Origin of the sequence: Phenylobacterium sp. (assembly GCF_044372605.1) — a bacterium.
Classification (GTDB): Bacteria; Pseudomonadota; Alphaproteobacteria; order Caulobacterales; family Caulobacteraceae; genus Phenylobacterium.
In genome coordinates this window covers 1-13,600 of the sequence record NZ_JBILRO010000072.1, presented here as the reverse complement: position 1 = coordinate 13,600, position 13,600 = coordinate 1, and the positions used below count along the sequence as shown (strand labels likewise).

15 protein-coding genes and 1 pseudogene are annotated in these 13,600 nt (G+C 64.7%); 12 read left to right on the top strand and 4 right to left on the bottom strand.

Annotated features, from left to right (window positions below; genetic code table 11):
• The 4 genes from ACIQ42_RS08140 to ACIQ42_RS08125 form a co-directional block, all read left to right on the top strand.
• A partial coding sequence (locus ACIQ42_RS08140; RefSeq protein WP_397421700.1) for an alpha-amylase family glycosyl hydrolase occupies positions 1-701 on the top strand: 701 nt, incomplete at its 5' end.
• Between the two features lie 17 nt (positions 702-718).
• The gene (locus tag ACIQ42_RS08135) at positions 719-1,810 is read left to right on the top strand and encodes a Rieske 2Fe-2S domain-containing protein (RefSeq protein WP_397421699.1); all 1,092 of its coding nucleotides are present in this window, start codon (positions 719-721) and stop codon (positions 1,808-1,810) included.
• The gene (locus tag ACIQ42_RS08130) at positions 1,798-2,664 is read left to right on the top strand and encodes a M15 family metallopeptidase (RefSeq protein WP_397421698.1); all 867 of its coding nucleotides are present in this window, start codon (positions 1,798-1,800) and stop codon (positions 2,662-2,664) included. Before ACIQ42_RS08135 ends, ACIQ42_RS08130 begins: the two co-directional genes overlap by 13 nt.
• Positions 2,665-2,678: 14 nt before the next feature.
• A complete protein-coding gene (locus tag ACIQ42_RS08125; protein WP_397421697.1) occupies positions 2,679-3,476 on the top strand; it encodes an alpha/beta fold hydrolase in 798 nt (265 codons plus the stop codon).
• A 111-nt stretch (positions 3,477-3,587) separates the two neighbouring features.
• Here ACIQ42_RS08125 and ACIQ42_RS08120 read toward each other — a convergent pair whose 3' ends face one another.
• Entirely contained in the window at positions 3,588-4,220 is a 633-nt protein-coding gene (locus ACIQ42_RS08120; RefSeq protein ID WP_397421696.1) for a glutathione S-transferase family protein, read from the bottom strand.
• A 78-nt stretch (positions 4,221-4,298) separates the two neighbouring features.
• Between ACIQ42_RS08120 and ACIQ42_RS08115 the strand changes: the two genes are divergently transcribed.
• Positions 4,299-5,939, top strand: coding sequence for an acyl-CoA dehydrogenase family protein (locus ACIQ42_RS08115; RefSeq protein WP_397421695.1), 1,641 nt, complete (start codon positions 4,299-4,301; stop codon positions 5,937-5,939).
• A 23-nt stretch (positions 5,940-5,962) separates the two neighbouring features.
• On the opposite strand, the gene ACIQ42_RS08110 is transcribed toward ACIQ42_RS08115, so the two are convergent.
• Positions 5,963-6,340, bottom strand: coding sequence for a TetR/AcrR family transcriptional regulator (locus tag ACIQ42_RS08110; protein ID WP_397421694.1), 378 nt, complete (start codon positions 6,338-6,340; stop codon positions 5,963-5,965).
• A 52-nt stretch (positions 6,341-6,392) separates the two neighbouring features.
• Positions 6,393-7,043, bottom strand: a complete 651-nt coding sequence (locus ACIQ42_RS08105) for a TetR/AcrR family transcriptional regulator (protein WP_397421693.1) — start codon at positions 7,041-7,043, stop codon at positions 6,393-6,395.
• Between the two features lie 360 nt (positions 7,044-7,403).
• Here ACIQ42_RS08105 and ACIQ42_RS08100 point away from each other — a divergent pair, with 360 nt between their 5' ends.
• The gene (locus tag ACIQ42_RS08100; RefSeq protein ID WP_397421692.1) at positions 7,404-7,601 is read left to right on the top strand and encodes a twin transmembrane helix small protein; all 198 of its coding nucleotides are present in this window, start codon (positions 7,404-7,406) and stop codon (positions 7,599-7,601) included.
• On the top strand, positions 7,601-8,176 hold the full coding sequence (locus ACIQ42_RS08095; RefSeq protein ID WP_397421691.1) for a cob(I)yrinic acid a,c-diamide adenosyltransferase: 576 nt from the start codon (positions 7,601-7,603) through the stop codon (positions 8,174-8,176). The genes ACIQ42_RS08100 and ACIQ42_RS08095 overlap by 1 nt, the downstream gene beginning before the upstream one ends.
• On the opposite strand, the gene ACIQ42_RS08090 is transcribed toward ACIQ42_RS08095, so the two are convergent.
• Positions 8,173-8,442: a hypothetical protein gene (locus tag ACIQ42_RS08090; protein WP_397421690.1), complete on the bottom strand. Its 270-nt coding sequence runs from the start codon at positions 8,440-8,442 to the stop codon at positions 8,173-8,175. The genes ACIQ42_RS08095 and ACIQ42_RS08090 overlap by 4 nt on opposite strands.
• A gap of 148 nt (positions 8,443-8,590) precedes the next feature.
• Here ACIQ42_RS08090 and ACIQ42_RS08085 point away from each other — a divergent pair, with 148 nt between their 5' ends.
• The 5 genes and pseudogenes from ACIQ42_RS08085 to ACIQ42_RS08065 all read left to right on the top strand — a co-directional run.
• Complete coding sequence (locus ACIQ42_RS08085) at positions 8,591-9,337, top strand: electron transfer flavoprotein subunit beta/FixA family protein (RefSeq protein WP_397421689.1); 747 nt, start codon at positions 8,591-8,593, stop codon at positions 9,335-9,337.
• A complete protein-coding gene (locus tag ACIQ42_RS08080) occupies positions 9,338-10,282 on the top strand; it encodes an electron transfer flavoprotein subunit alpha/FixB family protein (RefSeq protein WP_397421688.1) in 945 nt (314 codons plus the stop codon).
• Positions 10,283-10,504: 222 nt separating this feature from the next.
• Complete coding sequence (locus tag ACIQ42_RS08075; RefSeq protein ID WP_397421687.1) at positions 10,505-11,383, top strand: 3-hydroxybutyryl-CoA dehydrogenase; 879 nt, start codon at positions 10,505-10,507, stop codon at positions 11,381-11,383.
• A 93-nt stretch (positions 11,384-11,476) separates the two neighbouring features.
• Positions 11,477-13,123 carry a GMC family oxidoreductase gene (locus tag ACIQ42_RS08070; protein WP_397421686.1) on the top strand — a complete coding sequence of 549 codons (1,647 nt, stop codon included), beginning with the start codon at positions 11,477-11,479 and terminating at the stop codon, positions 13,121-13,123.
• Between the two features lie 102 nt (positions 13,124-13,225).
• Positions 13,226-13,600 (top strand): annotated as a pseudogene (locus ACIQ42_RS08065) (diguanylate phosphodiesterase); the annotation flags it as partial.

Genomic DNA, 13,600 nt, shown 5'->3' with positions numbered 1-13,600 from the left:
CGAGCTTTGTCACCGACCACTACGCAACCCTGGCCGCCCATCCCGACCATTGGCCGACGATCAGTTTCTCCAACCACGATGTCCCGCGCACCGTCAGCCGGTTCGGCGGCAAGGCGGCCTCGCCGGAGTTGGCCAGGATGCTGTTCGCCCTGCTGGTCGCGTTGAAGGGCACCACCCTTATCTATCAGGGCGAGGAGCTCGGCCTGCCGCAGGCCGCCCTGCCGCGAGACCTTTTGCGCGATCCAGTGGGAGACCTTTACTGGCCCTATGACGGCGGTCGCGATGGATGCCGTACGCCAATGCCCTGGACAGCCGGTCCGCAGATGGGGTTCACCACCGGCGTGCCCTGGCTGCCGCTGGCTGCCGAGCATCGGGGCCTGAGCGTCGAGGAACAGGCGGCAGACCCGGAGTCGAGCCTGGCGTTCTCCCGCGCCATGATCGCCTTCCGGAAAGGCTCGGACGCCATGCGGCTGGGCGAAATCAGCTTCATCCAGACCGCCGATCCCGTGCTGGGCTTCGTGCGGGAGCATGCCGGGGAGCGCATTGTCTGCCTGTTCAACCTTTCGGACGGCCCCCGGTTTGTGGAGCACCCGACCCTGGAGACAGCTAGCCTTTTGCCCGTCAGGGCTGGCGACGCCGACATTCGCGGTGCCTCGATCGGGCTGGCGCCCTACGCGGCGGTCTTCCTGCGACTGCCCTAGGCGGCTACAAGCGCTGGATGGCCGACGCTGCGCCCCGGACTTCAAAAGACGACACCCGGTTCGGTCAGGGCTTCCTGACGGACACCTGGTATCTTGGCGCGCTATCGCGCGACCTTAAGCCCGGTCGGCTAACCCGGATCGAGATGCTGGGCGAACCCGTTATGCTGGGGCGCTCGCGCCGGGGTGACGTCTTCGCGCTGCGCGACGTCTGTCCGCACCGCGCCGCGCCGCTGTCGGCGGGGTCGTTTCATCTGGACGCAAGCGGTGTCGAAACCGTGCAGTGCCCCTACCATGGCTGGCGGTTTGGCCGCGACGGCGCCTGTGCGGCGATCCCCTCCCTGACGGCTGATCAGAGCCTTGATGTCTCGAAGATCGGGGTGCGGCGTTATCCGGTGGTGGAGAGCCAGGGCATTGTCTTCGTCTGGATGGGGTCTGCGCCGGCCAGCGAGCCCGACGGGCCGCCGCCGAATTTTCCGGGCGTCGTGGGAGGGTCGCCCAAGCTGGTCGATCATGTGGTGTTTGATGCCCATATCGACCAGGCGGTGGTGGGCCTGATGGACCCGGCTCACGGGCCTTACGTGCATCGCCAATGGTGGTGGCGCGCCTCGGGCAGCGAACACGACAAGCGCAAACGCTTTGAACCGCGCGAGCACGGCTTTGCCATGGTCCGTCATGAACCTTCGAAGAACAGCCGCGCCTATGCGGTGCTGGGTGGACAGCCGCTGACGGAGATCACCTTCCGGCTGCCGGGCCTGCGCTGGGAGCATGTAACGGTCGGCAAACGCCAGGTGCTGTCGCTGACCTGCCTGACGCCGATCGACGCCACCCGGACCCGGGTGACCCAGATCGCCTGGTCGGACCACCCGGCGTTCCTGCTGCTGAAACCTGTGATCGCGGCGTGGGCCCGGACCTTCCTGCGCCAGGACGGCGACATGGTGAACCTGCAGAAAAACGGACTGAAGTACGATCCGACTCTGCTTTGGATCGACGACGCGGATCGTCAGGCCAAGTGGTACCAGGCGCTGAAGCGCGAATGGGTCGCCAGTCGGCGCGAGGGCCGAGCCTTCGTCAATCCCGTTGAGGCCGCGACGCTGACGTGGCGAAGCTAGGGTTCCTGGGGAGCCTTGTCGGGGTCGCCCTGGTCGTCGGCCTGGGCGACGCGGCAGGCGCTTCGACAGCCCAGCCCGCGCCCGACCTGGCGCCGTCGCCGGCTTGCCGCATTGAAGGCTGGACCGTAGCTTCAGAGGCCAATGCGGCGTCTCTGACCACACTCCTCTGGAGGCCATTCGGCCGGGAGGAGGTGGGCTGGGAGATCTACGCGCCGCTCATCCAGCGCGAAATCGCCACGACATGTCCCGTGACCAGCGAAGGCTTTGCCGCCGCGCTGGCCGCCTGGCAGTCGACGAGGAACCTTCCTGGCGACGGCGTGCTCAGCGAAGCCACACTCCTGCAGTTCAAGGCCCAGACGCAGGCGCGACGGCCGTTTGTCGCGGCCATCACCGCCGGGATTTGCCCGGAAACGCCGGACCTGATCACCGAGGCCGCGCGCAGCGAGGGCACAGGCGGCAAGACCGTCTGGATGCAGCCGGGGGCCCTGCGGGCCTGGCGGGCGATGGCGGCCGCAGCACGGGCGGAGGTCCCCGGGATCGCCGCCGATCCCGACGCACTCACCATCTTCTCCGGTTATCGCAGCCCCAGCCTCGATGCCGCCCGCTGTCTGGCCGAGGGCAATTGCGATGGTGTCGTCCGCGCCCGCTGTTCGGCGCACCGCACGGGGCTGGCCGCGGACCTCTATGTGGGTCACGCGCAGGGTTATTCGGCGGACTCCACCGCCGACGAGAACCGCCTGTTCATGACGCGGACGGCAACATACCGGTGGCTGGTGGCGAACGCGATCCGATTTGGTTTCGTCAATTACGCCTTCGAACCCTGGCATTGGGAATGGACGGGCGAGACTCCCTGATCCAATCTCCCAGTATGGCAAATGCAATCCTGAACGGCGTCTCCATCGCCTTTGACGATATTCCGCCGGCGGGGCCCGCGCAGCGGACGATCCTGTTGCTCCACGGCTTCGCCTCAAACCGCAACGAGGGCTGGAAGCGCACAGGCTGGTACTCCGCCTTCGAACGACGCGGCATCCGAACTCTTGCACTGGATCAGCGCGGCCATGGCGAGAGCATGAAATCCCATGATTCCGCCGACTATGGTCGCGAGCACATGGCCGCCGACGCCCTGGCGTTGCTGGATCATCTGGGCGTCGGACGCTGCGATGTGTTCGGCTATTCGATGGGCACGCGTACGGCCATGCAGGTGGCGCTCGATGCCCCTGACCGGGTCTCCAACCTCATGCTGGGCGGGATCGGGAGCAAGCTGTTTGACCCGCGCCCGGCCGGTTCCGTGGAAGCCATGGCCGAAGCCATGTCGGCCGAGGATCCGGCCAACATCAAGACCGAGATGCTGAAGAGCTTCCGCCAGTTCGCCGACGAGCAGGGCGAGGACCGGATGGCGCTGGCCGCCTGCTCCGCGGCTGACAGCGCGCCGCTGGCGCGCGACGCGCTGGGAACATTGACCATGCCGGTACTGGTGGTTGCGGGCCGTCATGACGAACTGGCGGGCGACCCTGATGAACTGGCGGCCGTGTTTCCACGCGGCAAGGGCGTCACCCTGCCAGGCTGCGACCACTTCTCGGCGATCCCGCACGGCCTGTTGAAGGCGACCGTTTTCGACTTCCTCGATGGGATGCTCGACGACGACTTCCCGGACAACTACCGCTAGATCACGTCGAGAGTGGATTGAATCAATCCAAAATCGAAAAACGTGATCGCCCTCATATGTTTAGAGTGGGTTGCAGGCGGAAAACCGGTTCCCACTTTTCCTCAATCCGCTCTAGGTTTTCGGTCCCATATTGTAGGGGCCGCCCTTGGCCAGCGCGGTCTTGTAGGCCGGACGCGCCTGGAAGCGGTCAACCCAGGCTGCGATCTTCGGGTATTCGCCGCCGCGACCCGTCGACTTCACGATCTCGCCGACAAAGCTCATCTGGATGTCGGCGGCGGACAGGGTGTCACCCACCAACCAGTCGCGACCGGCCAGCGAGGCCTCGACGTAGCCCAGGTGATTAGCTGTCTCGCTGTCGATGCGGGGCTTCAGCGGTGCGGCCGCCTCACCCAGGCGACCCGTGTACATGGCCAGCATGAGCGGCAGCATCGCCGAGCCCTCGGCATAATGCAGCCACTGGTTCCAGGTCTCATAGTCGGCGCTGCCCGCCGCTGGGACCAATTTGCCGCCGCCGTGCTTGCGCACGATGTAGTCGATGATGGCCCCGGATTCGATGATCGTGTGCCCATCCTCCGTCACCACCGGCGACTTGCCCAGGCGATGAACCGCCATCAACTCGGGCGGCGCCAGGCGGGTGGTCGCATCGCGGGCATAGTGCTTGATCTCGTAGGGTGCGCCCAGCTCCTCCAGGAGCCACAGGATGCGCTGCGAGCGTGAGTCGTTCAGGTGATGGACGGTGAGCATGGGCGCGGTTCCCGTATTTGACTTCACCCATGCATCGCCCATTCCCCTTACGCAACGCAAGCCGCGTATAGTGATGCCATGACCCTGATCCTTCCCCATCTGCCGGACCTTCTGGACGAGGCGGCGCTTGAGGCCGCAGCTCTCGTGGCCTCTCTGCAATCCACCGTGCTCGGCCGTGTCCAGAAGAGCGGCCGGCTCGACCGGAACGCCCTCGACGCCGAGCAACATGCTGCCCACGGCCTGGCCTGGGCGGCGGCCTATGCCGAGACCCTGCGGCAAACGGCGGTCTGGGCGCGGGCTCTGGGCGATGACTTCGGCGAGGCTGAAGCCCTGCCGGCACAACTCCTTGCTCACGAGTATCTGAGCCAGCTTGCCGGCGGCCTGCCCATGAACCAGGGCGAGATCTTCCGGCCGGCCGACGTGTTCGCTCCGGCGGATCGGCTGGGCCATGTGATCGGACGGCTGAGAGCCGGCGCCTCACAGGCGGTGAAGCTCCGGATCGTCGAACTTCTGGACGCGGCCCGCGGGCGGCCCTCGCTGGAAACAAGCGGGCTGGACGAAACGCTCGAGGCGGTTCGGGACCAGTTCCATGCCTTCACCGCCGAGAAAATCACCCCACACGCCCAGGGCTGGCACCTGCGTGACGAGCTGATTCCTATGAGCCTGCTGGAGGAGTTGGGCGACCTGGGCGTATTCGGCCTGACCGCGCCTGAGGTCTGGGGCGGGGCGGGCATGGGCAAGGTAGCGATGTGCGTGGTTTCCGAAGCGCTATCGCGCGGCTGGATCGGCGCCGGCTCGCTGGGCACCCGGTCCGAGATCGCCGCTGAGCTGATCCTGGCCCACGGCACGGATGACCAGAAGGCGCGATGGCTGCCGGGAATCACCTCGGGCCGGACCATTCCCACTGCGGTGTTCAGCGAGCCGGAGGCCGGATCGGACCTGGGATCCCTGCGCACCCGGGCTATCCGCGACGGCGAAAGCTGGCGGGTGTATGGGGCCAAGACCTGGATAACCCATGCTGCACGGGCCGATGTGATGACCCTTTTGGTCCGCACCGAGCCCGCCTCAAAGGACCACCGGGGGCTTTCAATGTTCCTGGCCGAAAAGCCACGCGGGACCCCGGCGGATCCCTTCCCCGCGACCGGCATGAGCGGCGGCGAGATCGCGGTCATCGGCTATCGCGGCATGAAAGAGTATGAACTGGCCTTCGATGGCTTTGAGATCGCAGACCACAATCTTCTGGGTGGTCAGACGGGGCAGGGGTTTGTCCAGTTGATGGCCACCTTCGAAAGCGCCCGGATCCAGACGGCCGCCCGGGCCATCGGGGTGGCGCAGAACGCCCTCGATCTGGCGCTGGACTACGCGCTCCAGCGGCGGCAGTTCGGCGGACCTATCGCGGACTTCCCGCGTGTCGCCAACAAGCTGGCCATGATGGCCGCAGAGATCCTGGGGGCGCGACGGCTGACGTGGTTCGCCGCGCGGGCCAAGGACGAGGGCCGTCGCTGCGATCTCGAGGCCGGGATGGCCAAACTAACGGCGGCTCGCATCGCCTGGGCGGCGGCGGACAATGCGGTGCAGATTCACGGCGGAACCGGCTTTGCCGTCGAGCAACCGGTCAGCCGCGTGCTTGCTGACGCGCGCATCCTCAACATCTTCGAAGGTGCCGGCGAAATTCAGGCCCAGGTGATCGCGCGGCGCCTGCTGGAAGGCGCGAACTGACCCGTCTGGCTTGGAACTGCCTTTCAGGACTTCGGCTTGAGACCTTCGACGATCAGGCCGATCTGTCGATCCATGACTGTGATCATGGCTTTGGCGTCAGCGTTCTGGGTTATCGCTAATCGAAATGTCCAGGCGAAGGCCGAAATGATCAAGGCCACAACCTCGTCAAGAATGACGTCCGCGCGAATGTCGCCGTCTGCGACGCCCTTGGCGAGGCAGTCTGAGACCCCGCCTTTCAGCCGTGCATTCCGGCCGAAGGGCTTGGCGTCTGACGACAGGGTCCAGTCATGGGCTGCGGCGATGTCGCGTATGGTGGTGCCCTGAAATCCGTGCCGGGCGAACAGGCTCCTGGCGGACGCAAGCACATGTTGCCGGGTCGCTTCCTTCTGAGAGGCGCGCACCGGAGACGCACCAGCAATGGATCCGGTATCGGCTTTCGTCTAGGACGATTTATCAGCCGCGACGTGCCCCGGCGAGCACTATCCGGATCTGGTCCTTGGCGCGGGCCTGCAGCGCGTCCAGGCTCCACCCCTCGAAGATCGCCTGGGAGAAGTTGGCCAGGAAGCAGTCCATGAGCATCTGGCTGCGTAGTTTGACCTCGGATTGCTGGGACAGTTCCCCACGTTCGACGGCCGAGGTCAGTTGATCGGTGAAGACGTCTTGAAAGCCGCAACTTGAGGCAAGGTCGCGAAGCGCCGGCCCGCCATCGACATCCCAAGCAACGCTGAAGGCGGCGCGCGCCAGCTGCAGGCGGGCCTTGCAAAAGGCATAGCCCGCCATCAAGACCTTCAACAAGCTCTCCTCGATTTTGCCGTTCTGGATGGCTGCGGCGCGCATGACGCCAAGCAAAGCGTCGAGATCCTCGGTCATGATTTCGCGGAACAGATCTGCCTTATCCCGGAAATTTGCGAAGACCGCGCCGGTAGACATACCGGCGGCCGCGGCGATATCCCGGATCGTGGCGCCCTCGTAGCCCTCCTCGCTGAACAGATTGCGGGCGGCGTTGAGCACCTTCAGTCGCGTCTGGCGCTTCGCAAGCGCGCGTCGCGTCGGCGCGCGTTTCGGTGTTTCGACTTCTGATAGGGTCGCGGTGCTTCGGTTCATCTGGCTCAGTGGTTGTCCCCGACCAATTGTCTTCCAGCCTGTACTTTCAATAGTTGCCAGCACTGACGACGCTGAAAACCGGAATGATCATGATCAGTGGTCTAGGTCTTGAGCACTCCCGTAGGGTGTTCGTTGAAACCTGTCGACTGTGACATTTCGCCACTCTCACGCGCTTTCGCCCATCTTTACGACCTGGAATAGTGTAGTGCTGTACTTTGAGCGGCTTGGTTACACGGAATGGTCGAAATTTCGCGAAACGATGTTCGGTGATCGGAGTCATCCCTGCCAACTCACGAGGTCAACCGTGATCCTTAGGGATTGATGTGGCGGGACCTGGCCCTCTCGGCCTAAGATCAGGGAATGGATATCTTCGACTATCTCATCTACGCCGCGCTCGCGGCGGTCAGCCTGGTGTTGCTGGCTGGTCTGTTCGCCCTGTTCCGCGGCGGTGATTTCGGACGTTCCTATTCCAACAAGCTGATGCGTCTGCGCGTTCTGATGCAGGCGGTCGCCATTGCAGTGCTCGTGGCCGCAGCGTGGTATCGGGGCCAGGGCTGATGGTCACGCTCAACCGTATCTATACCCGCACAGGTGATGCGGGTACGACACGTCTGGCAACGGGCGCAGCGGTCAGCAAGGCCGACATGCGCGTCGAAGCCTATGGTGCAATTGATGAGACCAATGCCTGTCTTGGCCTTGCCCGTATCCATACCTCGGAGGACGCCCAGCTCGACGCTATGCTGGCGCGGATCCAGAATGAACTTTTCGACCTTGGCGCGGATCTGTCGACCCCGGCTGCTCCCGATGAGGTTGTAGGCTCAAAGCTGCGCATTCTCGACAGCCAGGTCGGCCGGCTTGAGACCGAGATTGATGAACTCAATGCGAAGCTGCCCGATCTGAAGTCCTTCGTGCTTCCCGGCGGGACACCGGCTGCTGCAGCGCTGCACCTGGCCCGCACCGTCTGCCGGCGCGCCGAGCGGGAAGCTGTAAGGCTGGTCGAGGCCGGCGAGCCGGTCGGCGGTCCGGCGCTTTGTTACATCAATCGGCTCTCCGATTTTCTTTTCGTCGCCGCCCGCTGGGCCAATGGCTGCGGCGCGGCCGAGGTGTTCTGGGTTTCCGGGGCGACGCGTTAGGGTTTTGCAGGCGCGGGCGGCGCGGGTCGGCCAAGGGCGGCCTTCGCCTCGGCCTCGGCGGCCTTGTCGTCGATGGTACGGCCGGTGATGTCGGAGATCAGAACCGGCTGGGCGCAGACCCGCTGCTCGGCATCCCACCACTTGCGGGCGGCCTCGCACTTCTTTTGCGGGATAATCCAGCCCACCTGCCATACCAGAACGCCCGCGACGATCACGGCGAAGAGGGCGATAAAGACGAGCTTGAGGCGCTCAATGTTCGGGTTCATGGGAGCCTTTTACGTAAGGAGAGGGGGGTCTGGCTAGTGTCCGGTCACAACGGGAATCCGGCCTCTCAAGCTTGCAATGCTTGGCGGAACCGTTATTGCCCTCCCGCTTATTTCTTTCAGAAACCCCAATTTGAGGCGCTAGCAACCCATGAAGGTGTTGGTCCCGGTCAAGCGGGTGATCGATTATAACGTCAAGGCCCGCGTAAAGGCCGATCAGACGGGCGTCGACCTCGCAAACGTAAAAATGTCGATGAATCCCTTCTGCGAGATCGCGGTCGAAGAGGCCGTACGACTCAAGGAGAAAGGCGTGGTGACGGAAGTCGTGGCTGTTTCTATCGGTCCGGCCCAGGCTCAGGAAACCCTGCGGACCTCGCTGGCCATGGGTGCAGATCGCGCCATCCTGATCCAGACCGACCAGGATCTGGAGCCACTGGCGGTGGCCAAGGTGCTGAAGGCGATCATCGCCGAAGAAAATCCCGACCTCGTTCTGATGGGCAAGCAGGCCATCGACGGCGACAACAACGCCACCGGCCAGATGCTCTCGACGCTGCTCGATTGGCCCCAGGCGACCTTCGCCTCGGAAATGGCCGTCGAGGGTGGCAAGGCCAAGGTGACCCGCGAGGTCGACGGCGGCCTTCAAACCCTGGAAGTGAACCTGCCGGCAGTTGTGACGGCGGATCTGCGCCTCAATGAGCCGCGATACGCCAGCCTGCCCAACATCATGAAGGCCAAGAAGAAGCCACTGGACGTCAAGGAACTGGCCTCTCTCGGCGTTGATACCGCGCCGCGGCTGAAGGTGATCAAGGTCACTGAACCGGCCAAGCGCTCGGCCGGCATCAAGGTGGAAGCCGCCGCCGACATCGTCAGCAACCTCAAGACTTCGGGAGTTTTCTAGATGGCTGTTCTCGTAATCGCCGATCACGATAACGCGACGCTCAAGGACAACACCCACAAGGTTGTGACCGCCGCCCTTTCCATTTCCGGCGACGTAGACGTTCTGGTGGCCGGGACCAATACGGCTGCCCTGGGCGCCGACGCCGCAAAGATCAGCGGCGTGCGCAAGGTGCTGACGTCGGAAAGCGCCGAACTTGGCCAGGGCATCGCCGAGGCTGTGGGTGACCTGATCGTGGGCCTGATGGGGGGCTATGACGCCGTCCTGATCCCCGCCACTTCGCAGGGCAAGAGCTTCAGCCCCCGCATCGCCGCCAAGCTGGACGTGGCCCAGATCTCCGAAGTGATCGAGGTGGTCTCCGCCGACACCTTCGTGCGTCCGATCTACGCCGGCAATGCGCTGGAAACTGTCCAGTCGGCCGACGCCAAGAAGGTGCTGACCGTGCGCCCCACCGCCTTCAAGGCGGCGGCCACCGACGGCTCGGCCAAGGTCGAGGCTGTCGCGGCACCGGGCGCGCAGGCCAAGGTGCATTTCATCGATCAGCAGATCGTCAAGTCGGCCCGCCCGGACCTCGGCGCCGCCAAGATCGTGGTTTCCGGCGGCCGCGCCATGGGCTCTGCCGAAGAGTTCCAGAAGGTGATAGACCCCCTGGCCGACAAGCTGGGTGCCGCCGTGGGCGCCAGTCGCGCCGCCGTTGACGCGGGCTATGCGCCCAACGACTACCAGGTGGGCCAGACCGGCAAGGTCGTGGCGCCGGAACTCTACATCGCCATCGGCATCTCGGGCGCCATCCAGCACCTGGCCGGCATGAAGGATTCCAAGATCATCGTTGCGATCAACAAGGACGGCGATGCGCCGATCTTCCAGGTCGCCGACTTTGGTCTGGTAGCCGACTACAAGACTGCGGTGCCGGAACTGATGACCGCACTCACCACTGCCGGCGTCTAGGCGCAGTCGGACGTAGATTGGATCGGGGGGTGGCTTCGTCGCGAAGCCGCCCCCCTTTTTCGTGCCCGGCGCCCGCCCGGCAAGCCCGTTGCACCACCGCCCTCCGGTTCACCGACCTGTTGCGCCGCAGCAAACCGCTTGCCGCAATGCGCCATTCACGTGCTAGAACGCCTGCCCTGAGTTTGGGCGGTGCTCGCCCGAAGGCATCGAGGCCAAGGCAGTATGGTTGACATCAGGACAGTCGGCGTCATCGGCGCAGGTCAGATGGGGTCCGGGATCGCCCACGTGGTGGCCCTGGCCGGGTACGACGTCCTGCTCCACGACGTCAGCGCCGAACGCATCGCCCAGGGCCTCGCCCTGATCGAGAAGAACATGACCCGTCAGGTCAGCCGCAACATCATCGAGCATACCGCCATGGACGCGGCGATGGGCCGGATCAAGGCCGCGCCGGAACTCCAGTCCATCGGGACCACGGACCTCGCCATCGAAGCGGCCACGGAAAACGAAGAGACCAAGAAGACCATCTTCCGTGCGCTCGGCCCCCACCTGGGCGCTGACACCATCCTGGCCTCCAACACCTCCTCGATCTCGATCACCCGCCTGGCCTCGGTGACCGACCGGCCGGACCGGTTCATCGGCCTGCACTTCATGAACCCGGTGCCGGTGATGAAGCTGGTGGAAATCATCCGCGGCATCGCCACGGGCCCAGCCACCTACGAGACCGCCGTCAGTTTCGCCCAGTCGCTGGGCAAGACCACCTCCAACGCCGAGGATTTCCCGGCCTTCATCGTCAACCGCGTGCTGGTGCCGATGATCAACGAGGCGATCTACACGCTCTATGAAGGCGTCGGCACGGTCGATGCCATCGACACCGCCATGAAGCTGGGCGCCAACCATCCGATGGGGCCCCTGGAACTGGGGGATTTCATCGGCCTGGATACCGTCCTTTCGATCATGAACGTGCTCTACGAAGGCCTCGCGGACTCCAAGTACCGTCCCTGCCCGTTGCTGACCAAGTACGTTGAGGCCGGCTGGCTGGGCCGCAAATCGGGTCGCGGCTTCTATGATTATCGCGGCGCTGTGCCCGTTCCGACCCGTTAATCCCGGCCAGGATCGAAACGGACTGGAGACTTCCGCAAAGTCACCTTCTTATTGCCGTCGGCCTTGGCGTCAACGGTAACCGGAATTCTGCTCATGTCTGACGACATCACCGCCGACTACATCATCGTAGGCGCTGGATCCGCCGGCTGCGTGCTGGCCAACCGGCTGTCCGCCGACCCCGCCAACAAGGTGCTCCTGCTGGAAGCCGGCGGCGATGACCGCCCGACCCGGGAACTGGGTCAGTTCATGTCGAACGTGATGATCCATGTCCCGGTGGGCTATGCGCAGACGTTGAAGGATCCCAAGGTCAATTGGCTCTACCCCACCGAGCCAGATCCCGGCACCGGCGGGCGGGTGCATGTCTGGCCACGGGGCAAGGTTCTGGGTGGGTCATCATCCATCAACGGCCTGCTCTACATCCGTGGCCAGCAGGCCGACTATGACGGCTGGCGCCAGCTGGGCTGCGAGGGCTGGGGCTGGGACGATGTGGAACCCTACTTCAAGCGCTCCGAACATCAGGAACGCGGCGCCAGCGCCCATCACGGGGTCGGCGGCCCGCTGAATGTCTCAGACGTCACCACCCGCCATGAGGTATCCGATGCGGTGGTGGAGGCCTGTGTCGAGGCCGGAATCCCCCGCAACGCCGACGTGAACGGCGAGGACCAGGAAGGCGTCAGCTACTATCAGCTCACCGTGAAGAACGGCCAACGCTGCTCGGCCGCCGTGGCCTACCTGCACCCGGCCATGGGCCGCGCCAACCTGGCCGTGGAAACCCGCGCCCTGACCACGCGGGTGATCTTCGAGGGCAAGCGCGCGGTCGGGGTGGAGTATCAGCAAAACGGCGTCCGCAAGGTCGCCAAGGCCCGCCGCGAGGTTATCCTGGCCGGCGGCGCGATCAATTCGCCGCAGCTGCTGCAACTCTCCGGGATCGGGCCCGGCGACCTGCTGCGCGACCACGGCATCGAGGTGATCGCCGACCTGCCGGGGGTGGGTGAAAATCTGCAGGACCACTATGTCATGGCGGTCACCTATCGCCTGAAGGCCGGGACAGTGTCGGTCAATGAGCTGACCAAGGGTCCGCGCTTCGTGGGCGAGGTGCTGAAGTACGCGTTTCAGCGCAAGGGCTTGCTGACCCTTTCGGCGGCCCACGTGGCGGCGTTCTGCAAGTCCCGGCCTGACCTGGCGGGCCCCGACATCCAGTTCCATATCCTGCCGGCTTCACAGAATCTGGAAAAGGCTGTGTCGGAAGGCAAGATGGAGCTGGACAGTGCGCCTGGCCTCACCATCGCCCCTTGCCAGGTGCGCCCGGAGAGCCGGGGAACCATCCGGATCAAGTCCGCCGATCCCACGGTCTATCCGGCCATCGCGCCCAACTATCTCGCCGATCCTCTGGACCAGGAAGTGGCGGTGGCGGGACTGAAGTGGGGCCGCAAAATCGCCAGCCAGCCGGCGCTGGCCCCCTATATCGATCACGAGATGCTGCCGGGGCCCGACTTGACCGACGACGAAGCCCTGCTGGGCTACGCCCGCATGGCCGGATCGACCATTTATCACCCGGTGGGCACCTGCCAGATGGGCCATGGGCCGCGGGCTGTGGTCGACGCGCAGCTGCGGGTACATGGCGTGGAAGGCCTGAGAGTGGTCGACGCCTCGGTGATGCCGCGCCTGGTGTCCGGCAACACCAATGCGCCGACTATCATGATCGCAGAAAAGGCGGCGGATATGGTGCTGGGGCGGTAGGTGCGGATCCTGCATTAATCCCTCCCAAACCCGGCGGTGGTTAATGAATTCGACTAACCGGGTGCGCGCAGTGGATACTCCGGGTGATTCGGAACAGGATCCATGCGGCGGCTGACCCTCGGGCTCCTCATTGCGACCTACCTTTGCCTCTCGCTCATCGTTGCGCTCACTCTGTGGCGCAACGGGACGGGCTGGGGCGTAGCGGTCTCTGCCCTCATGGGCGGCCTGGGCGTGTGCCTGGCGTCGCACGGCATGATCATGCGTTTTCTGGAGATGCGCGACATGCGCGCCGAGGTCGGCGCCGTGCGCGAGGCTCACAAGATCCTGCTGGAGCAGGTGGAACGTATCGATGGCCGGGTGACCATCGTGGCCCGGGCGATCGATACTGACCTGACCCGCAGCGCCGAACTGACCGACGAGGTCCATATGCTGGAGGATCTCGTCCATAAGATGAGCCGCCGCTTCGAGGAGCGCCCC

Coding starts and splice junctions, on each gene's coding strand:
- ACIQ42_RS08135 (WP_397421699.1), top strand. CDS start 719: ATGGCCGACGCTGCGCCCCGGACTTCAAAAGACGACACCCGGTTCGGT.
- ACIQ42_RS08125 (WP_397421697.1), top strand. CDS start 2,679: ATGGCAAATGCAATCCTGAACGGCGTCTCCATCGCCTTTGACGATATT.
- ACIQ42_RS08120 (WP_397421696.1), bottom strand. CDS start 4,220: ATGCTCACCGTCCATCACCTGAACGACTCACGCTCGCAGCGCATCCTG.
- ACIQ42_RS08115 (WP_397421695.1), top strand. CDS start 4,299: ATGACCCTGATCCTTCCCCATCTGCCGGACCTTCTGGACGAGGCGGCG.
- ACIQ42_RS08105 (WP_397421693.1), bottom strand. CDS start 7,043: ATGAACCGAAGCACCGCGACCCTATCAGAAGTCGAAACACCGAAACGC.
- ACIQ42_RS08100 (WP_397421692.1), top strand. CDS start 7,404: ATGGATATCTTCGACTATCTCATCTACGCCGCGCTCGCGGCGGTCAGC.
- ACIQ42_RS08095 (WP_397421691.1), top strand. CDS start 7,601: ATGGTCACGCTCAACCGTATCTATACCCGCACAGGTGATGCGGGTACG.
- ACIQ42_RS08090 (WP_397421690.1), bottom strand. CDS start 8,442: ATGAACCCGAACATTGAGCGCCTCAAGCTCGTCTTTATCGCCCTCTTC.
- ACIQ42_RS08085 (WP_397421689.1), top strand. CDS start 8,591: ATGAAGGTGTTGGTCCCGGTCAAGCGGGTGATCGATTATAACGTCAAG.
- ACIQ42_RS08080 (WP_397421688.1), top strand. CDS start 9,338: ATGGCTGTTCTCGTAATCGCCGATCACGATAACGCGACGCTCAAGGAC.
- ACIQ42_RS08075 (WP_397421687.1), top strand. CDS start 10,505: ATGGTTGACATCAGGACAGTCGGCGTCATCGGCGCAGGTCAGATGGGG.
- ACIQ42_RS08070 (WP_397421686.1), top strand. CDS start 11,477: ATGTCTGACGACATCACCGCCGACTACATCATCGTAGGCGCTGGATCC.